The 26,197-nt window shown below is 38.2% G+C and carries 19 protein-coding genes and 1 pseudogene; 8 read left to right on the plus strand and 12 right to left on the minus strand.

Translation table 11 applies throughout. The features are described 5' to 3' along the window. Window positions 1–35 precede the first annotated feature (35 nt). The 4 genes and pseudogenes from DIZ80_04080 to DIZ80_04095 all read right to left on the minus strand — a co-directional run bounded on the left by DIZ80_04080 (window position 36) and on the right by DIZ80_04095 (window position 7,095). Complete coding sequence (locus DIZ80_04080; GenBank protein ID RDH84656.1) at window positions 36–2,624, minus strand: hypothetical protein; 2,589 nt, start codon at window positions 2,622–2,624, stop codon at window positions 36–38. A gap of 351 nt (window positions 2,625–2,975) precedes the next feature. Beyond that, a pseudogene (locus DIZ80_04085) lies at window positions 2,976–3,068 on the minus strand (peptidase M10). Between the two features lie 990 nt (window positions 3,069–4,058). Beyond that, entirely contained in the window at window positions 4,059–4,460 is a 402-nt protein-coding gene (locus DIZ80_04090) for a hypothetical protein (protein ID RDH84657.1), read from the minus strand. 340 nt (window positions 4,461–4,800) lie between these two features. Further along, window positions 4,801–7,095, minus strand: coding sequence for a hypothetical protein (locus tag DIZ80_04095; GenBank protein RDH84658.1), 2,295 nt, complete (start codon window positions 7,093–7,095; stop codon window positions 4,801–4,803). Between the two features lie 795 nt (window positions 7,096–7,890). On the opposite strand from DIZ80_04095, the gene DIZ80_04100 reads away from it, so the two are divergent. Further along, window positions 7,891–8,160, plus strand: coding sequence for a hypothetical protein (locus DIZ80_04100; GenBank protein ID RDH84659.1), 270 nt, complete (start codon window positions 7,891–7,893; stop codon window positions 8,158–8,160). Window positions 8,161–8,428: 268 nt separating this feature from the next. Here the strand turns inward: DIZ80_04100 and tilS are convergent, their stop codons facing one another. Next, window positions 8,429–9,778, minus strand: a complete 1,350-nt coding sequence (gene tilS / locus DIZ80_04105; protein RDH84660.1) for a tRNA lysidine(34) synthetase TilS — start codon at window positions 9,776–9,778, stop codon at window positions 8,429–8,431. Further along, window positions 9,759–10,715, minus strand: coding sequence for an acetyl-CoA carboxylase carboxyl transferase subunit alpha (locus DIZ80_04110; protein ID RDH84661.1), 957 nt, complete (start codon window positions 10,713–10,715; stop codon window positions 9,759–9,761). The genes tilS and DIZ80_04110 overlap by 20 nt, the downstream gene beginning before the upstream one ends. A gap of 304 nt (window positions 10,716–11,019) precedes the next feature. Between DIZ80_04110 and DIZ80_04115 the strand changes: the two genes are divergently transcribed. Next, window positions 11,020–12,714, plus strand: coding sequence for a diguanylate cyclase (locus tag DIZ80_04115; protein ID RDH84662.1), 1,695 nt, complete (start codon window positions 11,020–11,022; stop codon window positions 12,712–12,714). Window positions 12,715–12,845: 131 nt separating this feature from the next. Here DIZ80_04115 and DIZ80_04120 read toward each other — a convergent pair whose 3' ends face one another. Both DIZ80_04120 and DIZ80_04125 read right to left on the minus strand, forming a co-directional pair. Then, window positions 12,846–13,544: a Crp/Fnr family transcriptional regulator gene (locus DIZ80_04120; protein RDH84663.1), complete on the minus strand. Its 699-nt coding sequence runs from the start codon at window positions 13,542–13,544 to the stop codon at window positions 12,846–12,848. Between the two features lie 377 nt (window positions 13,545–13,921). Continuing rightward, window positions 13,922–14,953 (minus strand): tRNA pseudouridine(13) synthase TruD, encoded by a 1,032-nt coding sequence (locus DIZ80_04125; GenBank protein ID RDH84664.1) that lies wholly within the window; start codon window positions 14,951–14,953, stop codon window positions 13,922–13,924. A 140-nt stretch (window positions 14,954–15,093) separates the two neighbouring features. Between DIZ80_04125 and DIZ80_04130 the strand changes: the two genes are divergently transcribed. From DIZ80_04130 to DIZ80_04155, 6 genes are all read left to right on the plus strand, one after another. Next, window positions 15,094–15,858 carry a hypothetical protein gene (locus tag DIZ80_04130; GenBank protein ID RDH84665.1) on the plus strand — a complete coding sequence of 255 codons (765 nt, stop codon included), beginning with the start codon at window positions 15,094–15,096 and terminating at the stop codon, window positions 15,856–15,858. 22 nt (window positions 15,859–15,880) lie between these two features. Beyond that, window positions 15,881–18,175 (plus strand): RND transporter, encoded by a 2,295-nt coding sequence (locus DIZ80_04135; protein RDH84666.1) that lies wholly within the window; start codon window positions 15,881–15,883, stop codon window positions 18,173–18,175. 9 nt (window positions 18,176–18,184) lie between these two features. Further along, window positions 18,185–18,979 carry an outer membrane lipoprotein-sorting protein gene (locus tag DIZ80_04140; protein ID RDH84667.1) on the plus strand — a complete coding sequence of 265 codons (795 nt, stop codon included), beginning with the start codon at window positions 18,185–18,187 and terminating at the stop codon, window positions 18,977–18,979. 137 nt (window positions 18,980–19,116) lie between these two features. After that, a complete protein-coding gene (locus DIZ80_04145; protein ID RDH84668.1) occupies window positions 19,117–19,629 on the plus strand; it encodes a thioesterase in 513 nt (170 codons plus the stop codon). Further along, window positions 19,626–20,864, plus strand: a complete 1,239-nt coding sequence (locus DIZ80_04150; GenBank protein RDH84669.1) for a hypothetical protein — start codon at window positions 19,626–19,628, stop codon at window positions 20,862–20,864. The genes DIZ80_04145 and DIZ80_04150 overlap by 4 nt, the downstream gene beginning before the upstream one ends. A gap of 67 nt (window positions 20,865–20,931) precedes the next feature. Beyond that, window positions 20,932–21,447 (plus strand): cysteine methyltransferase, encoded by a 516-nt coding sequence (locus tag DIZ80_04155; protein ID RDH84670.1) that lies wholly within the window; start codon window positions 20,932–20,934, stop codon window positions 21,445–21,447. A 30-nt stretch (window positions 21,448–21,477) separates the two neighbouring features. Here DIZ80_04155 and DIZ80_04160 read toward each other — a convergent pair whose 3' ends face one another. From DIZ80_04160 to DIZ80_04175, 4 genes are read right to left on the minus strand one after another with little or no spacing between them, the layout of a single operon-like run. Then, window positions 21,478–22,179: a GMP synthase gene (locus DIZ80_04160; protein RDH84671.1), complete on the minus strand. Its 702-nt coding sequence runs from the start codon at window positions 22,177–22,179 to the stop codon at window positions 21,478–21,480. Between the two features lie 15 nt (window positions 22,180–22,194). Then, complete coding sequence (locus DIZ80_04165; protein RDH85029.1) at window positions 22,195–23,367, minus strand: alcohol dehydrogenase; 1,173 nt, start codon at window positions 23,365–23,367, stop codon at window positions 22,195–22,197. A 21-nt stretch (window positions 23,368–23,388) separates the two neighbouring features. After that, a complete protein-coding gene (locus DIZ80_04170; protein ID RDH84672.1) occupies window positions 23,389–24,771 on the minus strand; it encodes an aldehyde dehydrogenase in 1,383 nt (460 codons plus the stop codon). Then, window positions 24,771–26,141: a glutamine synthetase gene (locus DIZ80_04175; protein RDH84673.1), complete on the minus strand. Its 1,371-nt coding sequence runs from the start codon at window positions 26,139–26,141 to the stop codon at window positions 24,771–24,773. Before DIZ80_04175 ends, DIZ80_04170 begins: the two co-directional genes overlap by 1 nt. Window positions 26,142–26,197: the final 56 nt, after the last annotated feature.

A 26,197-nucleotide genomic window follows, 5' to 3' on the forward strand; every position in this document is an offset into this window, starting at 1 on the left:
TAAAAAATTAAATAATAAAGAGATCTTAGTTACTGTTATTTTTCATCAAGTAACTTACGTATTCTTTGTAGTAAATCTATAGAGCTAAAGGGCTTGTATAATATATTCTGTTGCAGATTTTCATCAACCATAGTCATATTACGATTATCGGCAAAACCACTGGCAAGTTGAATTTTTATTTCAGGGTATTTTTCATTAACAATAGCTGCAAGTTGATAACCATCCATTTCAGGCATAATGATATCGGTAATCAATAAATCAATTGTTTCATGTTCTAAAACGTCCAGTGCATTTTTAGCATTTTCAGCAGAGATCACATTAAACCCATGTACAGTTAGTGTTTCACTACCTAAATTGAGTAATGCGGGTTCGTCATCTACTAGCAGAATAGTTTCTGTGCCATTAATGTCTTCAACATTATTTTCTTCAATCAATTTTTTCTTATCTTTAGTTTCATGATAGCGAGGAAAATAAAGAGCAAAACGAGTTCCCTTATTGCGTTCAGAATAAACTTTAATGGTACCTCCACTACGGCGTACAAAACCGTAAACTTGACTCAAACCCAGCCCGGTACCTTGCTCCCCCTTGGTGGAAAAGAAGGGTTCAAAGATTTTTTCTCTGGTTTCTTTATCCATGCCATGGCCTGTATCTGTTATGTTGAACAGAACATAATCTCCTGCTGTAAGACCTAGCGCCTGTGCATCCATCTGATTTATTGTTTGGTTACAGGTATGCATGGTTAATTTGCCGTTACCTTCTATAGCATGCATGGCATTAATGCTTATATTAAGGATGGCATCTTCAGTTTCGCTGTCTTCCAGGTAGATGGGCCAAAGATCTTTCTGTAAATCAAATACCAGTTTAATGCGTACTGTAAGGGTCTTTTCCAGCATATGCTGCTGACTCTTCAGTAGGGAATTGAGATCTATATTAACGGCTTCAGAATTTTTTTCATTTTTGCGTGAGAAAGAGAGTAATTTTTTTGTCAAAATAGCGCCACGTTTACCCGCATGGTGTATTTCATGAGCATATTTAGCCAGTTTGGGTTGCTTATTCAGTTCACTTTCTAATAACCCAGAATAACCCATAATAACCCCTAGCATGTTGTTATAGTCATGGGCTATTCCACCAGTCAGCTTACCCATGGCATCCATTTTCTCGGTGCGGCGTAGATTTTCTTCCAGTGTGATCTGTTCAGAGATATCATGAACAAAGGCCACAAAACGGGGTGATTCGTTTACTGGTTGAATGTATTGTAGAAAAATGTTTACAGGAATAATCTGTCCATCCTTGTGTTGATGCACAGTATTGAACCTTATAGAACGATTAGGCCCTTTTATCAATGGCGAGATAATCTTGCGGAATTCTGTTTCATCATATTTTGGTTTGATATCAACTGGAGTCATTTGCATCAACTCTTCATGATTGTAACCCACCTGCACCACAGCTCCCTGATTGACGTAGAAAAACTTCAAGGATTCTGGTTCAAACATAAACACACAGTCCATGGTTCTATCCAGGGTAGTCTTGAATCTGATCAAACCCTTCTCTGCTTCCTGATGCCGAATTTGGGCTCGCGCCAACCACCAGACACCTATCATCAATAACACAAACAAAGGTGCAGAAACCAAGAGTATTTCCTTGGCAATAGCATTGGCAGCAGCATTCAGATCATGACTTGAGACATGGGTAACTATTTTCCAGTAGTGTTTTTTATTCTTGTTCTCACCAGATTTCATCTCAAGGGCAATTGCTGTCTCGTCATTTGATTTCCACGCATCATGTAGAAAAGGGTAAACTGTGACAAAAGTGAATAGCCCGTTACTATTATAAAAGTGCCCCTCATCTGCATTTGTGATTTGTTTCCAGGCTTCTGGAAAATGTTCATGGATTGTATGATCGTTCTCAAGCATAAACCCCCATTCCAGTTCCTTAAGGTGAGTATGCAACCAATACCCATCGGCATTTAGGAGCATTGTATTATCCTTATTACCAGCCACCGGCTCCTTGAGTGCCTGTAACAAGTTTAAACCGAGATAATTAAGAAGAATAACACCCCTTTTTTTCTCCGGTCCGTAAAGTACTGGAGTTGCAAATCGTATAATTGGCTTAAACGGTACTTCTACTTTTCCATGTTCAATATTCAGATCAAATGGAGAAATGAATATCTCTCCCTGTTTTAGACGTAGGGTATCGGTAAAATAATAGCGTTGACTTTTGTCTTGCAGCTGATCCTGCGCAACGATATAGGGACTCCCAGAAGCACTATTTACCCTGATAACCTCTCTTCCTGTTTCGTCAAGAAAGCGTATCTGGTCGTAGTAAGGTTTATTATGCGCAAATACGATGAATTCTTGTGCCAGGTTCTCCCATATATCAGAGTTATGGGGCGTACCAATTACATCATAAGCATTGTGTTGTGAAAGAATCCTCAAATCAGAAACTGTGGTTTCCAGCTCTTTTTCAAAAAATTGCTTTCCAAGCTTAACCTGCAAGATCTCATTCGCCTCAAGGACGGATTTTTTCTTGTTTACTTCTGATAAATAGAAGTAACCGAGGATCAGCACAAAAACAGCTACTGTGAGTATAAATAAAAGTAAGAAACGTCTACCAATATTTTTCATTATCAAACTCTATATTTTGAATATTGCTTACCGTTATTTATGGCTGTAGGCTAATGATAGCATTTCATTAACCTACATGTATTTTATAAATTGTAGTGTAAAACAACTGAATAATTGGCGTTTATCAAAATATTTAGGCAACATTTAAATAATCAGGTAAATGTCTGCTTTTGAGGTTTTTAAAGGATTATTTCGTTTTTGTTGAAGACTGCTTATGGCTAGTTGGAGAACCTGGCTTGCCGATACAAATTTAGAAATAACAAATAACTGCTTTCACCCTAAAGCAGAAGTTGAAGGCATTAAAAAAGGCGACTAAAAAGCCGCCTCTTTTCTAACTAATGTGATTTAGTTTTAAGCTTTCTTTCGTCTAGCAAATCCAGCTAAACCAATTAACCCAGAACCAAACAACCATGCCGCTGCAGGTACAGGTACTGGAGTAACATCAAACAAGGTGTTAAAAGTCACACTATCACCGGCTGAAAGCCCAAAGTTCATGTGAATTGCAATTGTGTTATTTGCATCACCTGTGTACAAAGTAGGTCCTTCAGTCACTTCACCAATTGAAACAAAACAACCAGGACCACCCATACATGAGCCTTCAAATATAGACAGACTCATTTGTGATGTGCCATCAATTAAACCTTCCCAGGTATTCAGACTTAACATGGCTGTACCATCATTATTTGCATCAACATAACTACCAGATAAACTGCCTGTCATATAACCATTTGTAAAACTCGGTGAAATCGGTAGTCCGAATGTAATATCAAATGTTTGCATCATTGAACTTGTATTTGTAACAGTGAAATTACCTGAAATAAATGGGTCAGGATCACTCATCAAATTCCATGAATAATCCCAGACAGGGGTTCCATCCATCATCTCACCACTAAATGATCCCATGGTAGAAGTAACATCACCTGTCTGTGTAACATTCGACATCATTGGGTTATTCAGATCCTGATCTGACCACGTCATGGTCTCAACACCAGTCATGGTATTTGAGATTACAATATCGTTAATAAGAGTAGCTTGAGCTGAACTCATTCCAACGATCAATAACGCGCTTGGTAATATGTACATATTTCTTATGTTCATTTGTAAAGTATTCCTTACAGAGTATGCTTATATCTATTATTACAAATATAACAAGCAGATTTCATGCCTAAATCAATAACTTACATAATATTAGTAACCTAAACGGGGGATAGAGGCACCCTAAACTCTTATTCGTAAAATAAACCGTCATAACAGTCCAATGTTTCGATTTTATGCTCTGGATTTCTTTACATTAATATAAACGAATAATTGTGCGTTTCAAAAAACACGCATATTCTAAGCATGTAGCTTGATTGATCTGATGAACATGTAGTAAATAGCTACTGAAGTTCACATAGTGAAGTCTGGCTATTACTTGCATAGTTCCGCTTATGGCTAACAGCAGGTATCCTGAATATGCTGTTGGCAATTTTTCAGTCGCATACTATGGAACACCTGTATATCGCAATTATTTTTTTGGTATAACTCATTGATGTAGTAAGACCCAACATTAACTAAAACAGACTCACTTTTTCCACTTTTTAATATCAGCTCAAAGTCATTATCGCCAGCCTGCACATTGGAAACTTTAGCAATAGGACATTCAGTATTACAAATTTCATTGCCCTGTAAATCTTTACCACAAAGCAAGTCGGCACATGATTGCCCTACCGCTTGACGATGAGAAAGCCCTAAAATATTTTCACAGCTTTTATTCCAGAAACGGATATTTCTGTTTTCATCAATACCAAAAATAGCATCTGATGTATGCTCAAACAGTTCATGCAACGCACTCATTGATATCTCACTTCTTGATTTCTCATTTTCATAATCTTTATGATTTTCAAGTTACCAATCAATTATAAAATAATCCAGATTACTGTTCGTCTACTTTCGTTCATTTTTCAAAATCTTAATTATTTCCTTTTATATCAATGCGTTAAAAAATGGACAGATGGTGAACAAAAAAAATGAAAGAATACTCTTTAAAATAAAAAAGCCCGCCAAAATCTAGCAGCCTTTCTACTGTCAATATTGATTTAAATTCAAGATCTATTTATAACTGAAGTTTATCCTGTGGCAATAAAAAACCCTCACCATAAAATGATGAGGGTTGTTATACCTGCAACTTAAAATTTTAGTCTTTAGTTTCTACGACAACTTCTGAACTATAAGCTTCATAGATAGCAAGCTTCTTAAGTGTTGATGCTGGCAGAGAAGTATTCAGGAAGCCATCAGCTGCAGTTGGGAACTTGCCGCTAGCGCCTTTCTTCATATAGTAAACTTTATATTTCACTGTTAATGGGTAAACCGCATCTTCAGTGTCATAACTTACTGTGTACTGCTCATTCTCATTAGGCTTCAGACGATTGTCTGTTGCAATATTTGAGTCAAAACCAGGGCGTACTACATGAGTACCATCACCCATACGCTTACCTGTCTCACGACCATAGATGCGTGTGAAGTGATCAGCCGTACCTTCGATGTCAGTAATTTTCTTCACTGTAGTTACACCTTTGACTGCCCAGACACCCGGCGCTGTTTCAACTGCCGAACTACCAGTAACCGTTGCATCAGGTGATACCCAGTCAACTAACGTGCCATCCATAAACTGGCTATACACTGTCTCATTATTGCTTGAAAGATCAGCTGTATAACCCTGAATATTTATCTCACGAGCCTCATCATAATCTACTTCAACTGTTTCATGCCCAGTTAAGATAGTATTACCCGGTAGAACCGCAACCTGGTTAGTAACATCGTAAAATTTCGACTTACCTTTTGCCTTCTTGAGTGACAGCTTATTACCATTTGCATCTGTCACAATAACTCGTGTTAATACACGACGCATTGGATGCGCACCAGGGAACATATGTGCAGTCTTGTTCTGCAAATAAGTTTTAACTTTCAACTTATTATTACCTGCTTCAACGTCCATACCCGATTCAAAACCAGTTTTGATCTTGGTTAAACCAAAGTCAGCTTTGTTAGCACCCATAAAGGCATGGTTGTTTAAGTAACCTTCAGCAACCGGGCCTACACCACTAGTCGGATCGAAGTGCTTGGTTACACCATCTTCTGCTGTAAACAAAGAGTTTGTATCATCCCACTTATGCAATACAGTTTTATTTGCCAATGGCTCCATATGACACTTCTGGCACTTAGGTGATGTATTGGAATCTTCAAAGTTATTACCAACGCCGTCACTCATCGCTGTCCATGTGCTGCACAACTCAAGGAACTGGTCATCAGTTGGCTGAACACCAGAAATACCATTTGATTCAGGGTTAAGCATCAGGGATGAACGTTGATGACATGATAAGCACAGTGCTTTGCCATAAGCCGCAAACTGATGTTTGGATTCTGACTTGTCACCATCTGCTGCTTCCACTGCTGCCATGAATTCACCTTTAACTAAAGAGGCACGATCAGCAAGATCATCATCACGACTATTGTCCAGCCCCGTTACACCATGTGGGCCATAATAAGGACCGCCTGTGTAGTAACCACTAGTACAGTTGCCGTCTTCATCGGTTGTTTCACAACCTGTTTTCAAGCCCTTCATGGTATAACGACCATCAGCTTTTTTAGCAATATCAAATTCAGCTGCTTCTTTTGGTGTGTGTGAAATGCTCTGATATTTCTCAGGACCAATTAATGCAAAGAATGCATTCATATCAGCTGTGCTAGCATCCGGGCTGTAGTGTAACGTATCGCCTGCACTACGAACCAGCGGACCAATAGGCCCCATCTTCATTGGATTCTTCAGCGTATACTGACCAAGGTCACCATCAACATCATTCATCATGCGAACCGTTTCTACACTGTGGCAGTATGAACAGTTAATGCCTTCACGGTTATGCTTGTTACCTACATGGTAACTAACGGTGTAAACCTTACCGGTTTTAGCCATTGAGGTTACTGTTGCTTCCAGATCTGCATTATAGGCAGGTGCCAGATTACTCTGTAATGATTTAGCCTCATCAAATGCATTTGCATTTTCATTCTGATCACCTACTTCAGTCAGCGTGATTTTATAATCACCCGAGTAGTAAGCCGTTGGTGCATGACACTTGATACAAACCTGCCCAGTTTTCTGGATAGTACCTTCTTTATAAACTCCAGTTGGACCAACAGCACCAATTTTGCTTGCCTGTAAACGTAGAAAATCCTGGTACTTAGACTGGAAAATAGGGTCTTTCCACGACTTGGCATGCATTGACGTTTTCCAGGTGTCATACAGATCGTTATGACAGTGCTGGCACTTATTATCAGCACTATCAAACAGTGTATGGGTATATCCCGTGCCAGCAATAACTTCCGCTTCACCCGGACCACTTAATTGGGTACGACCTTCATTTGCAAAACTTAACTGAGGGAATAAAAGGATAATACTCGTGAGAACAAACCCCACACTTTTCATTAACTTCATGACAACTCCTAATATCTTTTATCAATTTTTATTTTCTGGTAACCAAAAAAGTTACCGGATTATTAAAATGCAAACACCCATGATGCTGAAATAATCAGCCGTAGGAATTGAAGATCATGACTCGCAAGCCATGCAAAGAAATGACCTTTCACATTTATTGGTGAAAAATAATTGATCCACATCAATTAGGCCAGAATACTGTTCGTTCATTTTCGTACACTTTTTTGAATAAATAATATATTTCGATATAAATCAGATAGTTAGGAGTTAATATTTATAATGATTTTATAAATAACTTGCCTGGTATCAAAACTAGCAGGGGAAAATAGCAACATAAATAACGCTTAACATCACTAAACGCTTCAGGTTATATACAGGTGTAAAATCAACGACTAGTTATAATTTCGCTTTTGGCTATGAGCAGAACTACACATAAGATTCTCTGGATAGCAGCCAACACCCTAAAGCCGAATTTGAATAGATTTTTACTCAGTTCAGAAAACGGCAAAAAGCAGACATGTATATAACTAAAACTAACTGCTACTTTCGCCCGTTGCCCCTGTAACAAACCTTATATACGATATTTACCAAGTCTCCTTCAGCTGAGCCAGCTGTCATTGAAGATTTATTACATTTTTTAGATATTAAAATAATAAATCACCTAAACGAAGGTTTCACATTAAATTAATTCCTATTAGTATCCTAATCAAGTGGAGAAACATGGAGAATCAAGTCGACAGACTCGTCTATTATGTTTTTGTGGTTACACGAAGTAATCAAAATCAGGGGATACAAATGAAAATACTAGCTAGCCTGTTTGGAAAAAGAAAATCAGAAGTTAATAAAGATTCTACTCGTAATGTGAATGAACTACTTCATTCATTAGATCAATATATTGATGTATATGAAGAAAACAACGGCCTGAAACCTGAAAGAATACTGGTCAAAAACTATATACATAAGTTGTTCGCACAAGAGGGGGTTTATAGCTCAAAACGCTTCGGTGATATGTTAGTCATACCTGCAAAAACGATAAAGGGTGAACTTGATTGGATGGCCATTTGATACTGCCTACATTCATGCCACAAACTTAATGACATAGATAAAGAAGACTATTAGATTCTCTTTTTATTACAGATATCATCAATAAATAATCTTCATTTGTTTCTTTGTGCACCCAATAGCCATACTAATCCTGAATGGCATCCTTCATGGCCCTCCAATTTTACGCCCACTCCTCACTATCCTTATAAATTATATAAGGACCGCTTTATCACGTATGGAGAATTCAAAAGAATATTAGGGTATTCCGCTTCTGACTACACCCAGATCTTCATATTAAGTCCGGCAATACGCCCTCACCCTTAACTGAAAAGTTATCCGCTATCCAATAACCTACTACCGCTACCAGTTCACCCTCTACAAACAGCAATGGAATTCTGTCTCGCTGCCAGGTTGGTACTGACGACTCCTGAAATAAAGACTTGAGGTCATGCGAGCCATTTCTACCAGCAGGTTTAATTTTTTCACCGCCCTGCCTGAATCGAACCGTTACGTCTTGAGTTAATAAGGATTCATTAAGAACAAATTTAATATCATCACTGGTTTCACATTTTTCCAGTTTTAGTTTTTTATCAAGAGTCAGTAATTCAAGTTCATTTTTTACATTCCAGTTATAAACCTGTGATGCATCATGTGATATTTTTTTTAAACAGAATAACTTGTCTCTGAAACGCCTCACTTCTACATTTGCCCAGTTAATTAATACATGTGAATCATGAGAGGTATTATTTATTTGCTGCACAATCTGCTCTAACACGGCTCTTGAGGGAATCGGCTTTTGAAGATTTTTAAACCAGAAACGTAAAACATTTCTAAGGCGGGCATTTTCAATTTTATTTAACTGATTAATATCTAAACACGTATCTTCTAATAACGATGAGCTCAGGTCTTTTTCTGCCAACACCTCTAGTAATTCTGCATTTTCAGCCTGTTGTTGAGAAAACACTGACAGGGTTTTATTCAATGCGGGCCAGCGTTGCTGAAGTTGTGGCATAACTGAATGACGCAAATAATTACGATCATAATTCACCTGCTGATTACTTGGATCTTCAACCCAGCTTAAGGCATTTTGATTCGCATAATCTAAAATCACATTTTGTGAAATATCTAACAGGGGGCGTGCATGCCAGCCATTACTGAACGTCGCTATTTCAGGCATGCCAGCTAAACCCGCTGCACCTGCGCCACGTAATAACTGCAAAAAAATGGTTTCGCTTTGATCATCCTGATGTTGTGCCGTTAGTAAACAATCGCTCTTTTGAATGAGTTCTTTAAATGCCGCATATCGGGCGGTGCGTGCAGCCGCTTCCGGACTCTCACCTTTTGCTGCAGCCGCATTTACTTTAATAAGCTGAAATGGAATATTAAGATTTTTACATTGAGCTTCACAATGTCTGGCCCAGTCAGATGACTGTGCCTGTAAACCATGATCGATGTAAACCGCTGAGACATTCAGCTTTGTAAGGTGTAACAAATGTAATAAAACCTGAGAATCTACACCACCACTGTAGGCCAGACACCAGGTTTTAATATTTTTTTCTTTTGCTAGTTTGCCGAGTTGCTGAAGTAGATAATCAGCATTCAGTTGATGGTCTGATTTATTATTCGGTAAACTGGCCATAACTCATCAGACGCTGATATCGAGCATCAAGCAACTTATCTGTTCCCATCTGATTAAGGTTATCCAGGCTATCTTTAAGCGCCTGACGAATATTTCGCGCGGTTATGTCCACATCACGGTAAGCACTACCAAGCGGCTCATCTATAATTTGATCAATCAGCCCCAGCTCAAGTAAACGATCAGATGTGATACCCAGCGCCTCTGCTGCATCCTGTGCTCGCTCTGCACTTTTCCAGAGAATAGAAGCACAACCTTCTGGTGAAATAACGGAGTATGTGCTGTATTTCAGCATCATCACTTTATCACCAACACCTATAGCCAGTGCACCACCAGAACCACCTTCACCAATAACCGTGCAAATAACGGGCACTTTAAGTGCTGCCATTTCAAACAGGTTACGCGCTATTGCTTCAGACTGACCGCGCTCTTCAGCACCTATACCCGGATAAGCACCCGGCGTATCAATAAAAGTAATAACCGGCATTTTAAAACGCTCTGCAAGTTTCATCAGGCGTAATGCCTTACGATAACCTTCGGGTCGTGGCATACCAAAGTTACGACGTATTTTTTCTTTTGTATCACGACCTTTTTGCTGACCGATAACCATCACAGGTTTACCATCAAGTCTACCAATACCGCCTACCAATGCTTTATCATCAGCGTATGCACGATCACCGTGCAGCTCTTCAAAGTCTGTAAATATACGGTCAATGTAATCAAGTGTGTGGGGGCGTTGAGGGTGTCGGGCCAGCTGAGATGTCTGCCAGGAGGTCAATTTATTGAAAATTGACTCTGTTAGCGTTTTACACTTTGATTGCAGGCGAGTAATTTCCTCACCTATATTAATTTCAGTATCATCACCAACATAACGAAGCTCTTCAATTTTAGCTTCCAGTTCAGCGATCGGTTGTTCAAATTCCAGAAAGTTTGGATTCATTCTTAAATCTTATAAATAGTTGCTCAAGTACAGAGCATGACAATGGAAATACCTAGTGCGTAATGATAACCCGCAATCCCCCTGTAACCAAGTGAGATTCAGACATTTTGTATCATTTTTACTGAAAATGGCGACAAAATCACAGCGAAATTCATACAAGTCACTGATTATTAATTAATCAATGATATAATTATATTCTATAGGAAGTACAATGTGCTAATAGATGCTGAAACTTGGAAGCATTTTAAAAATGTTGTGCTAGTCTTTTATTAAAGACACATATATACAGGAAGCCACACCAGCCATGGATGCATCAGCCCACAAAGCCGGCAATATCATTATTGCTGATGATGACCCCTCAATTCTGCTTCTACTGCGCCATATTCTGTCAGAAGAAAATTATGATGTAACCGAAGCTCGCTCTGGTATGGAAGCGATCGAACTTTGTCGGGAGTTCACCTATGATCTGGCGATATTTGACCTGGTTATGCCCGATGTTGATGGAATATCCGCCTGTAAAGAAATCACATTACAGGTTTCGAACCCTCCGCCTGTGCTTATTATTACATCATTAGATGATGACGCATCGGTCAGTAGTGCTTTTGATGCCGGAGCAATTGACTATATAACTAAACCCATTAACTGGTCTGTCTTTAAACAGCGTGTCAAACGCATCGTTGAAAGCGAACAAAACCGACAGAAAGTAAAACGCCTTGAGTTCCATGACTCACTAACCGGTTTACCTAACCGCACCCTTTTACTCGACCGACTTGAATCAGCCACTCTGCGCGCTCAACGTAATCAGTCAATGCTGGCTCTATTAATGGTTGATATAGATAACCTGAAATTAATAAATGAAACCCTCGGGCATAGTAATGGCGACAAGGTAATTATGTCAGTTGCTAACCGACTGGGTAAAACCATTCGTGATACCGATACCTTATCTCGCAGTGGTGGTGATGAATTTATTTTAATTATTGAAAATATTCAACAATTAGAAGACGTGGGTTTAATGGCGGCAAAATTTTCCCGTACAATTGAACACAGCCTGACTATCATGGATCAGGATTTACACATAAAAGCCAGCATTGGTATTAGCATGTATCCTCAGGATGGAACGGATATTGGCAGTTTATTAAGCCATTCAGATGCGGCACTTTATCGCGCAAAAGAACAGGGTGGAAATATATATGAATTTTACTCACCTGATCTGGGACGACAGGCACGACGTCGATTAGAGCTTGAAAGCAATTTACGTCACGCTCTGGAAAATGATGAACTGGTTGTTTACTACCAGCCTAAAATAAACCTGACAACAGGTATTGCTGAAGGCATGGAAGCACTGGTTCGCTGGAACCACCCTGAAAAAGGCATTATTCCACCTGATGATTTTATTCCTGTTGCAGAAGAAACCGGATTAATTATTCCACTGGGTAAACAGGTCATTGAAAAAGCCTGTGCACAATTCAAACAGTGGCAAGTTGATAATATCCCTGTAACAAATATTTCAATCAATGTTTCAGGTCGTCAGTTTAAAGAACAAAATCTGGTTAGCCTGTTACAGGATGTATTAAATAAACATCAACTCGATGCTACCCATATCGAGTTAGAACTGACTGAAAGCACGCTATTAAAAAATGAACAACAGGCAGAATCTATATTGAATGAATTACATAATATGGGGCTGCAAATTTCTATTGATGATTTCGGAACTGGATATGCTTCACTCTCATACCTGAAACGTCTGCCAATCGATATATTAAAAATAGACAAATCTTTTACCGATGGCATATTGCATGACCCGGATGATATAGCCATTGTAAATGCCATATATGGCCTTGCTAAAGGTTTAGGTTTGAAACTGGTTGCAGAAGGAATTGAAACCAGTGAACAGTTAGAAAAAATCAAACAACTAGGGGTAGATTACGGTCAGGGATATTTATGGAGTCCACCTCGACCTGCCGAACAATACCTGGAATTACTTGAGAGCTTGAGTTAGCTTAAATCAAATATCTGCTTTCACTAGCAGATAAGTTTAATGCATATGTCGCATCGATATATCGAAGCCTTCTCCAGGAAAGACCTAAAACATAACGAGCGCACTAAAAACACACTAGAGCTTGCCTTGCATTACGCAGCTACTTCTTTTAACTGATTTACATTATGTATGGTTATTTCACTACCATTAACATCAATGAGATTACGATTCCTGAGCGTCTTTAGTGTACGAGAAAAAGTTTCCGGTTTAATAAACAGGCAGGATGCTAGAATGTTTTTAGGCATCGTTAAATTTATAATATAAGTAGTATTAGTCTTATGATCGTCTGGCACTTGTTGCAACAGGTAATTTATCAGTCTGAAATCAGCATTTTGCAGCGCGAGGCAATCAACCTGGTCGATATGCTGTTGTAAGCACAAACTCAAATTAGACATTAACTGAAAGCAGGCGTCTTTAGATTCTTCAAGTATGGACTTAAAGACCTTACAATCAAAGGATAGTAACTCTGTATCAATAAGCGCTTCTGCACCGAGAGGATATCTACCGTTTTCTAAAAACAGGTAACTTTCAGAAAAAACCTCTCCAGGTTGAATAACATCGACGACACGTTCACTCCCTTCTAAAAAAATACGAAATAATTTTATCTGACCTGATTTAACCAGATAAAACTTGTCAGCTATATCTCCATGTTCAAACAAATGCTCATTTTCTGCCAAATGAATAAGTTTCATGTGTTTTTGTATTTTGTTGAGCTGCGGCTCTTTAAACTGAGATAGTATTGAAATTTTATGCAATTCTGATAATGAAATAGAGGGGGGGCATATACGCATTTGATCATCCTTTTTATTATCATTTATTAATTAACCATATCAATGGTGTTATTAATTATAGAAGAGTTTTATAAAAAATCATCAAGCTTTAACATTAACTTATTTAATGTCTATTCATGTCCATTTATGTCCGCGAGCACATTTTTCAGTTAAGACATAATTTTAACCAATCGACAGCCAGAAACCTCTGTTTACAGCTAGTCAGCGAAGGAGTTGAAATTAGAGAACAGTTAGAGGTAGATTATGATCAGAGATGTTTTTGGAGTCCACCTCGACCTGCCGAACGAAATCTGGATCGGCTTGATAGCTTAAAATAGTTAATACTGAAGCCCTGTCAGAAATTTACACATTTATATTATTTTTAACTCAACAAATAACTAACTGGTAACCTCTACACATTCACGCAACAACATAGTTGCATAAGTACCTGTCGGTAAATCAAACTCTATTTCCAGAACATCACCTTTAATTTCCCAGTTTAAATTACCCGGTACTAATCTGGATGCTCTTCGCTCCTGCTTTAACCTTGCCGATTCCAGCCCGTCAGTTAATATTTTAAATTCTTCCGCAATCGAATTCTCTAATACCAGCACTTCCTGTGTTGCCATACTTTCTCCTTCACCCCACAGACAGGAGGTTATATTTATTTCCTTATCCAGTAAGCGCTTAACTATTTCTTCAGCGTCTTCTCCATCCCCATTAAAACAGGCTGATTTTCCATTCAACATAAAAACATCACCCGGCAAAGGCGTTAACCAGTTTTCCTGTTTTATGCGTGCTGATAAAATCTGATTAAAAATCCATGATCGGGCCGAAGAAAGATATAAACCACGTTGCTGTTTTTTAACTTTTTTTAGCTCCCTGTTAAACATTTTTTCAGCTTTTAACAGATTGCCCATTTCACGTCCAAACCGTTGCTCACCAAAATAATTAGGAACGCCATTTTGTTTTATTAATTGCAGCTTTTTATCCAGCGACTCAATGTCACCTTCTAATTCGGTAATCCGAATTTGAAAACGATTACCCGACAAGGCCCCTCTTTTCAGTTTTCGATTATGACGAGCCTGCTGCAATATTTTGAATTCATCTGTTTTGAGTTCAGAAAAATCAGGGTCATCCATACCGGGTAAATGAAGGCTAAACCACTGGGTTGTCACCGCATGGCGATCTTTCATACCTGCATAACTTACAGCCATTGACTTAACACCTGCACATTTAGCCAACTGCTGAGCAACCCAGTCTGTATTTGCCCCGTCTTTTTCAATCTTAAGCCAGAGGTGCTCTCCCTCGCCTGATGTCTCAATAGGCATAATTTCATCAACACAAAAATCTGAATTTTGTGCTTTTAAACGACCGTTTGTCGCAGGTTTTTCATAAGCAAGAGCTAGATCATCAAAAAGGTATTTCATATTTTTTCTTTTTAAAACATCAACATAGCTATTCTAGCATGCTTTATATAAGCCATGAGAATTGAAACACATAAAATAATACAGCTGTCCAACTAATAAACTTATTGACATTTTTTGACGATTAGTCATAAACTAGCCTCATGACAAATACCACCCCTACAACACCCAAAGAAAAAATGACACGCAAACAGAGAGAACTGTTTGAGCGTGAACAGTTAATTCTTGATACTGCTCAGGAAATTTTGCAACAGGAAGGCATGCAAGGCCTCACCATGGACAGGGTTGCTGCAGAAATCGAATATTCCAAAGGCACTGTCTACAATCATTTTTGCTGCAAAGAAGAGATCGTTAGCGGCATTAGTTGTCGCTGCATGGATAATCTAAGTGAAATGTTTACCCGGGCTCATGACTATAAAGGAAGCCACCGTGAACGAATTGCCGCTGTCGGTCTGGCCGAAAGTTTATACGCTCAGCTACACCCGGTTGAGCTGCAAAATATGCAGGTTATTAAAACCGTTACCGTAAGAGAAAAAGTTTCAGAAGAAAAACAGTTATTACTTTTTCAAAAAGAACAGAAAATCACCGGTATTGTATTAGAAATTGTTCGAGATGCTATGAACAATGGCGATATCCCTGAAGACCAGCCTTACATTCCCGACAGTATTGTACTCGGGTTATGGACAATGGGTTATGGCTCAAACCTGCTTAGTATGACCGATATTCCATTTGAGAAGCTGGGCATGCAAAATCCGCTTGAAATGGCCTGGGTAAATAGCCACAAATTATTAGACAGTTATCAATGGAAACCCCTTAGCACTGAATTTGATATATACACGCTTCGTGAAAAGCTCTGCAAAGAATTATTTTCAGAAGAAATGAAACAATTAAAAAAAATCTCAAAATAACACCAAGAATCTGGAGACCCCCATGCTTGTTAGATACACTGAATGGATTTTAAAGTGGCGTTACCTTGTAATAATACTATCACTCGTTATGGTGGGTATTATTGGTAGTGGTGCACCAAATTTATTGCCTTTCTCTAATGATTATCGCGTATTCTTCAGTAAAGATAATCCTCAGTTAAATGCATTTGAAAACCTGCAGGACACCTACACTAAAGATGACAACGTTATGTTTGTTATCTCACCTAAAAATGGCAATGTATTTACGCCTGAAAACCTGTCTGCTATTCAGGCAATAACTGAAGAAGCATGGCAAATCCCCCACTCTATCCGAGTCGACTCTGTTACTAATTTCCAGCACACCTATGCTGAAGAAGATGATTTAATTGTTGATGATCTGGTATTAGAACCCGATGCCATGACGAAGAAGCAATTAGATTATGCTCAGCAGGTTGCCCTTAAAGAGCCCGCACTGGCAGCAAGACTTATTTCGCTTAATTCTGCGCATACCGGCATCAATGTAACCGTTCAACTGCCTGGCATTGATCAGATGAAAGAGAACCCTGCAACAGTTGCTTATGCCCGAAAAATGCTAGCCGAAGCTAAAGCTAATTACCCTGAAATCGATTTTCGTTTAGCCGGCATGGTAATGATGAACAATGCTTTTCCTGAAGCCAGCCAGGCTGATGGACAAACCCTCATACCCATGGCTTTTGGAGTTATTGCCGTTGTACTTTTATTACTACTTAAAGGTTTTAGTGGAACAGCAGCAACCATTATTCTGGTTATCTGCTCTATTGTTATTGGAATGGGTGCGGGTGGTCATTTCGGCATAAAACTGACTCCGCCTTCAGCCTCTGCACCCATCATTATCTTGACGATTGCAATAGCAGGTGCCGTTCATTTACTGGTTACGATGTTGCAGGAAATCCATAAGGGAACCAGCAAACACGATGCCATTGTAGAAAGTATGCGTGTGAATTTTATGCCCATTTTCCTCACAACCATTACAACAGCCCTGGGTTTTTTAAGCCTGAACTCAAGCGATGCTCCCCCATTTGGTGATCTTGGAAATATGTCTACCTTTGGTGTACTCGGTGCATTTGCATTAACGGTTACATTTTTACCCGCAATCATGTTTATTTTACCCATAAAAGCCAAACACTTTATCGCTGGCACCGGGCTTATGAAAAGACTAGGTGATTTTGTTGTAGAAAAACGTAATGCATTATTAATAACATTCACTACAATCGTTATGATTTTTATCGCCATGATTCCTCAAAATGATCTCAATGATGTATTTGTAAAATACTTTGATGAGTCAATAGAGTTCAGACGTGATACAGATTTTACAACCGAAAATCTTACCGGCACTTACACTATTGCTTACTCACTGGATAGCGGTGAAAAAGAAGGTGTTAGTAGACCTGAATTTTTATCTCAGGTAGAACAGTTTGCAAACTGGTATGAAACACAGGATGAAGTTTTACACGTCAGCACAATCACGGATACATTTAAACGCCTGAATAAAAATATGCACGGTGATGATGAATCCTATTATAAGTTACCTGATAACAGAGAGCTTGGCGCACAATATCTACTGCTTTATGAAATGTCACTCCCCTATGGCCTTGATTTAAATAACCAAATTGATGTAGCAAAACAATCAACTAAAGTTAATGTTATATTAAAAACAATATCATCAAATGAATTACTGGCTCTTGAAAACCGTGTTAATGACTGGATGAAGGCCAACACACCAGATATAACAACTGATGGTGCCAGCCCTTCCATTATGTTTGCACATATTGGTAAGCGTAATATCATCAGTATGTTGAGCGGTACCACCATAGCTTTAGTTTTAATATCACTAATATTAATTATTGCACTTAAATCTGTTAAATACGGATTACTGAGCCTGATACCTAATCTGTTCCCGGCAGGTGTGGCGTTTGGAATATGGGGTCTGGTAGTTGGTGAGGTAGGGCTAGCTCTATCAATTGTTACTGCTATGACGTTAGGTATTGTAGTGGATGATACAATTCACTTTATGAGTAAATACATACGTGCAAGAAAAGAACATAACCTGAACAGTCAGGATGCAGTTCGTTATGCATTTAATAATGTAGGGGTGGCTTTATGGGTGACTTCAGCAGTATTAATTTCTGGCTTTATGATTCTTGCACAATCAAATTTCGAGCTCAATTCAGGCATGGGATTAATGACCAGTATTATCATTGCTGTAGCATTAATTCTTGATTTTCTATTACTGCCGCCGTTACTAATGGCAATTGACTCAGACAAAAACAAAACCGCTTAAGGAATAAACATGACAAAAAATCAATTCACAAAGACTGTAGCCAGCACATTTCTTCTTCTTAGCTACATTACTTCAGCTCATGCCGATAATACTGCACGAGGTCTGGAAATAGCTAAAGAAGCAGATATTCGTGATACGGGTTTTGTTGATTCAACTGCAAACATGAAAATGATTCTGAAAAATAAGCAGGGTCAAACTAATTCACGTGAAGTTAAAGTAAAAACACTTGAAGTTACCGGTGATGGAGATAAAGGTTTATCCATATTCAATACACCAAAGGACATAAAGGGCACCGCTTCCCTTACCTATTCACATGCACTCAAACCTGATGAACAATGGTTATATCTACCTGCTCTTAAACGCGTAAAACGCATCAGTTCAAAAAACAAATCAGGTCCTTTTATGGGCAGTGAATTTGCTTATGAAGATATATCATCACAGGAAGTTGATAAATATACATATAAGTATATAAAAGACGACATAGTAAACGGCATAGATTGTTTTGTAGTAGAACGCTACCCGGCTTACAAGCATTCCGGATATACACGACAGGTTGCCTGGGTTAACAAACAGGAATACCGCGCTGAGAAAATTGATTTTTATGATCGAAAAAACACACTATTAAAAACACTAACTTATACTGGCTACCAACAATACCTGAATAAATTCTGGCGCGCAGATTCAATGCATATGTCAAACCATCAAACTGGTAAATCGACTACGCTTAGCTGGGAAAATTATAAGTTTAAAACCGGACTTACAGAGAAAGACTTTAATCGAAACAGCTTAAAGAGAGCGAAATAAGCAGCACAGGCGTTGCTAATAATATTTTTATGAACTCTATAGTCCAGACAAAAAAGACAGTAATAGGAATTTATTCGTATATCGGTGAATAATAAAGGTTCTGCAGATATTTTCTTACGAATTACGACTATCATTTTATGAACTTATATCTAAGATTACTTATTTTACTCATTAAATCGTACTGGAAACCCAGACTCGATTTAATGGATAAATCTATTCTAAAATTTTATGTGTTACCAAATGATCTCGATATAAATATGCATATGAATAACGGCCGATATAATAGCATTATGGATTTAGGCCGTGCTGATATTATGTTACGAACAGGTTTATTAAGAATAATTTACAGAAAAAAATGGTTCGGTCTTGTTGGCTCAATACATACACGTTTCAGGCGACCATTAAAACCATTTCAAAAGTATGAATTACATAGTCAGGTAATATACTGGGATGATAAATGGATTTGGATAGAACAGAAGATATTCAGTAAAGGGAAATTGATATCCAGCGCATTAGTACAAACAATAATACGTAGTAAGAGTAAAAACATTGCATCACCTGAGTTAATGGAGCTAATGGGTTTTTATTACCCATCCCCTGAAATAACTGAAGAAATAAAACACCTGCAACGATTCGAGCCATTAGAATGAAGATAATTTCGAGAATATATACATTACCTGTTTTGACGCTAATCACATTAACGTTAACATCATTTCAGAGTATGGCTGAGTGGTCCGGTGACATTACTTTTCAGAATCGTTATTTTTTACACGAGCCACTGGCTCAAAACCCTGAACAGTACAATAACTACCTCTCAATTTCATCTGAAATTGAATATTATAGTGACCTTAACAGTGATGATAAAAGCTTTACCTTCACTCCTTTTGTGCGCATTGATCAGCATGACAATGAACGTAGCCATGCTGATATTCGCGAGTTATTTTATGAACAGGTATATAACAGCTGGGAGTTACGTTTAGGCATCAGTAAAGTTTACTGGGGCGTAACAGAATCACAGCATCTGGTTGATGTAATTAATCAAACCGATAATGTAGAAAACACCGATGGAGAAGACAAGTTAGGCCAGCCTATGATTAAAGCCAGTTTTGAAAAAGACTGGGGGATGGTTGACCTGTTTATTCTTCCCTATTTCAGAGAACGCACATTTCAGGATATTGAAGGTCGCCCCCGTGCATTCCCGGTTGTAGATAGCAACCAGACAAATTATGAATCACCAGATGAAGAGCAGCATGTCGATTATGCACTACGCTGGTTTCAATATTTTGGTGATTTTGAGCTTGGTCTGGGGTATTTTAATGGTACCAGTCGTGAGCCTCTATTTATTCCAGGAAGCAGCAATGGACAAACAGTATTAACGCCTTATTATCCACAGATGCAACAGGCCAGCATTGATGCACAGCTCACAACTGAAGAGTGGCTATGGAAGCTGGAAGCTATTGTGCGTGACTGGCAAAATATAGATTCTAATAATGCTCAACTGGTCGATGAGAACTTCTTTGCGATGACTGGTGGATTTGAATATACCTTTGTAGGTGTCTATGAATCAGATGCAGATCTGGGTCTGGTAATGGAATATTTATATGATGACAGGGGCATTGAAGCGACGGCTATTTTTCAAAATGATATTATGGTGGGGCTAAGACTTGCCATGAATGACGCAGATTCTAGTGAGGCCTTACTGGGTGTTATTTATGATATGGATAACCAGGAACGTTTAATTAGCCTTGAAGCCAGTAAACGATTTGCTGAAAACTGGACTGGCACATTAGAGGTTCGCGGCTTTAATAAAATAGATCGTTTAAGTCGTTTAAAAGGCATTGAAGAGGATGATTTCATTCAAATAGATATTGCTTATTATTTTTAACTGATAAATAACGCTTCGAGGTCGGCACTCCGACTCCTACCTGACTTCCTGTAAACTGGATAAGTAAATGCAAGAAATTAACATTCAGTATTTTAAAACTGCCTATGGTGAATTAATTCTGGGCTCTTATGACGATGAACTGGTTATGGCTGACTGGCGTTATCGTAAAATGAGAGATAGCATTGATAGTCGCCTACAGACAAAACTTAATGCTGGCTATAATGAAATCAACAATGAAGTTCTGGATAACACTCGCCAACAACTCAATGAGTATTTTGAATACAAACGTAGAACATTCGATTTACCTATAAGATTTGTGGGCACAGATTTTCAGAAAAATGTCTGGAAGGGTTTAATGAAAATTCCTTACGGTAAAACCTGTAGTTATCTGGATCTTGCGACCAGCATTTCGAAAATAAAAGCCGTAAGAGCTGTGGCTAATGCAAATGGTGCAAATGCAATTTCAATTATAGTACCCTGCCATCGAATCATTGGTAATAATGGAGCACTTGTAGGATATGCTGGCGGCGTACCAACAAAAAAGAAATTACTCGATTTAGAAAACAGCTTATTTACACCTTAGGGATACATGTTCTTTAATATGAGTTAAAAATTAATTTTTGATAAAATTTACAATCCATTTAGCCACTTCTTTACTATCTACAGCTTCACTCAAAGAACGTATACCCTTTTGATACTCTTGCTCACCAATATTCGCCCTTCTTTTATTCATTATATATTTCAAATAATCGACCGTGAATTCGGGATGTCCCTGAAAAGTTAACACACTGTCAGATATCATATAACTGGCATTAGGGCAAAATTCGTTACCCGCAATCAACTTAGCTGAATCAGGCAATTTCACTATCTGATCCTGATGACTCAGCAGTAATGTAAAGTCATTTATAGCAGGTAACATCCATTTTTCATGCCCAATTACATGACTTGAATAAACGCCAACCCCCCAGCCTTTTTCACTTTTCTCTACCTGACCCGTTAATGCCTGAGCAATAAGCTGATGCCCAAAACAAATACCAATTAGTTTTTTTCTACGATCTACCAGTTCAACAACATACTCTTTAAGTCGACCTATCCACGGATCATTGTCATATGCATTAAACTTACTACCCGTAATTAAATAGGCATCACATTCATCAATGAATAATGGGTATTCAAAATCAAGAACCCGATAAGCTTGAAAAGACAACTGCTTATCAACTGTTAACAACAGTTTACGAAACATATCAGGATAACTACCAAATTCATCAATTACTTTATCATCAACAATATCTGTTTCTAATATGCCTATTTTCATTTAACCAACCTGAAATTATAACTTTCCATTAACTGCATTTATAAATATTTCACAATATTGGTCAGCGGTAAAATTAATCGGATTACCAGATGCCGTCGGGTCTATACTAGCTAATTGCCCGATCAACTCACTCTTATCTGCATTTATACCTATAGACTGTAAGTCATCTGGTATACCTAACGACTTTCTAAATTCAAGTAACCAGCTAAAGAAGCTATCAAAATCAGTACTATCCAGATTTAGACATCTTGCTATATGACTTACCTTTATACTTATTACTGATTTATTTTTAACCAACACATAAGGTAATAAAATAGCGTTTAATAAACCATGGTGTTTATCATAGATAGCACCTAAAGGATGAGCCAGGGCATGCACAGCACCCAGTCCTTTTTGAAAAGCAGTCGCACCCATTGTAGATGCAACCAGCATATGACTACGCGCTACAAGATTGTCACCATTTGCAACTGCTTCGGGCAACCACTCTTTAACTAAACGCATGCCTTCCAAAGCTATGCCATCAGCCATAGGGTGATAACCATTAACACAATAGGCTTCCAGATTATGTACAAAAGCATCCATACCCGTTGCAGCAGTAATATTTGCCGGTAATGCCAGCGTTAACTGTGCATCAGAAATTACCACATTCGGTAACATATCAGGATGAAATATAATTTTTTTTGTCAGTGAATCCTCATCAACAATAACCGAAGCACGACCTACTTCAGATCCGGTACCCGCAGTTGTAGGTATTGCAATACAGGGCGCTATACCTTCAGGATTTACTCGTTGCCAGTTATCACCCACATCTTCAAAATCCCACAATGAATATTTCTGTCTTGCCATTAAAGCAATCGTTTTACCCGCATCCAGTGCACTGCCTCCACCCATAGCAATAACGCCATCACAGTTATGCACGTGATATTCCTTAACACCCTGTATTACGTTATCCCCCGTAGGATTAGGTTTAACATTGCTATACACCTGAATATATAAGCCTTTAGATTTTACTGTTTTAATTAAATCAGTAACAATATTCAGTTTAACCAGACCCGAGTCAGTCACTAGTAATGGTTTAGTTATTTTTAATTTTCTGCATGATTCATATACTGACTCTACACTTCCAGTTCCAAAATTAATTAAGGTTGGGTAATTCCAGTTACCTTTTAAATCAATTTCACTCGTCATATCTATTTTATTAATCATGAGTTAACTCGACTTAAGATGAAAAGATTTGGGCCTTGTTAGTTGTTGATAGCCCAACACAGACAAAGAGCAACCTCTACCTGATTTTTTTACGCCTACCCATGAAAGGGCAGGATCAAGATAATCACAACGATTCATAAATACGGTACCTGTCTGTAACTGATCACCAATACTTATTGCAGCCTCTTTATCATTTGTCCAGATTGAGGCAGTTAATCCATAAGAACTATCATTCATCAGCTGAACTGCTTCATCATCATTATTAACTTTCATAATACCCACTACCGGGCCAAAACTTTCATCTTTCATAACTGACATATTATGATCAACATTTAATAATACCTGCGGTGCTAAATAAGCAGTACCTATCTTACTAAGCGGAAATTTTTTTTCATCAATGCAAGATATGGCTCCCGCATTACAGGCCTGTTTTATTTGCTCACGTATATATTCAGCCGATTTACTGTTTACCATCGGTCCTAACGTAGTCGTTATATCAAACGGATCACCCAATACATACTGGTTAACAGTATTTGTATATTTTTTAATAAAGTCATCATAAATATCCATATGCAAATATATTCGTTCAATTCCACAGCACGACTGGCCTGAATTGAAAAATGCACCATCAACGAGGTTTTCAACTGCTAAGTTTATATCAGCATCACTTCTTACATAAGCAGGGTCTTTACCTCCCAGCTCAAGCCCTACTCCCTTAAATAAACCTGCCATAGATTTTTCAATAGCTTCACCGCCCGATACCGAGCCTGTAAACGATACAAAGTTTATAAGTTTATTTTTAACTAACTCTGTTGTCTGCTGATGATCCAGATGCAGGTATTGAAAAACTCCTTCACCAAATCCTGCTTGCTCAAATGCCTGACAAAATCTTTCTGCACATAATAATGTCTGGGCAGAATGTTTTAATATTACACAGTTACCCGCCATTAATGCAGGTACGATAGAATTAATAGCGGTTAAATACGGGTAATTCCATGGGGCTATCGTAAGCACAACACCTAACGATTCTCTTTTGATATAACGGTTAAACTCTTCACTTTCCTCTATTCTGATATCAGCTAACTCCTCAGTCGCTATATCTATCATGTAACGGGCACGTTCTTCTAAACCTTGTAATTCACCTGGCGCATACTTTATAGGCCTACCCATTTGCTGTGTAATTTCTCTCGCTATGTCTTCGCCATTTTCCAGAAGTTTATCAATGGCTTTATGACACAGTATTGCACGTTCTGATACTGCTATTGATTTCCAGCTGTTTTTTGCAGAAAGCGCATTCTGTAACACTTTTTTTATTTGCGTTAATGAAGCTGTTTCCCTTTCGGCAACAATAGAACCATCAACAGGTGAAACAATTTTAACTGTCATTATATAATCTCAAAATATCTGTTAAGTTCCCATTGAGATATATGTTTTCTAAACTCCCGATCTTCCCACTCACGGCTTGCCACATAATGATCGACAAAAGCACTACCAAAATAGTCTCTTGCTACATCAGATGATTTAAGTTTCTGAGTCGCATCCCATAAATTAGACAATAGTTTTAAATGATCAGGAAAATGCTGATCATAAGCATTACCTTTTACCATTGAATCAATAGCCAGTTTATTTTCCACACCCCATAAACCTGACGCAATTACCGCTGCGAGAATAATGTACGGATTAGCATCTGCAGCAGCGATTCTATATTCAAGTCGTTGTGATTTTTCGTTTCCGGGAATAATTCTTATCGCGCAGGTTCTGTTATCTATACCCACACTGGCTTCAGTAGGTGCCCAGTAACCAGGAATCAATCTGCGATATGAGTTAATGGTCGGTGCAATCATTGCAAGAAACTCAGGCATCAACTTTTGTTGTCCCGCAATAAAATGAGCCATCATCTCACTCATATTATTTTTTTCATTTTTATCATAAAACAATGCTCCCCCATTACTGTCCTTAACAGATACATGAATATGGCCACTTTGTCCGGGATAATCCTCTGACCATCTGGCCATAAAAGTCGCTATTTTCCCTTTTTTCTGTAAAGCAATTTTTGTGAAGGTTTTAAACAGTGATGCTTTATCAGCAGATGATAAAGCATCACTGTAGGTAAGAGCCGCTTCCAGAACACCTGGCCCTGTTTCCTCATGCAAACCTTCTATATTAAAATCCATTTCTTCAGATAAATTTAATATGTCATTATAAGTGTCTGACTCTACGGTATTTCTTATTACCGAGTAGCCAAACTCACCCGGTGTTAGAGGCTGCAAATTCTGGTATTTTTTTTCACGAACACTTTGGGCTGTTTCATTAAAAACAAAAAACTCATATTCAAAACCCGAAAATATTTCAAGCCCCATATCCTTAGCTTTTTTTATCACTCTTCTTAAAACTGATCTTGGACAAATATCTTCTGCTTGATTACTAAATTCAGCAAGAAAAAATAACGTATTGTCTTCTAATGGAAGTTCTCGACAACTATCAGGTAAAATTCTGACCGATGCATCAGGGTAACCTGTATGCCAACCGGTATATTTTGCATTATCATAAAGCTGGTCTTTAACATCCCAACCAAGAACAACATCACAAAAACCAAAGCCATTATCCAGTGCAGAGAAGAATTTCTCTCTGGACATATATTTTCCACGCATCACACCATCAATATCAAACACACCTACTTTGACATGCTTTAAACCGCGTTCCTCAACTATCTGTCGCGCCTGTTCTGTATTTTTTACATCCCTTGCTTCCATCATAACTGCCTGTTTAATGGTATTACTAAGAGTTTAGTAGGGATTTTGGGGAATTGTTT

The organism is endosymbiont of Galathealinum brachiosum (assembly GCA_003349885.1).
GTDB lineage: Bacteria > Pseudomonadota > Gammaproteobacteria > SZUA-229 > SZUA-229 > SZUA-229.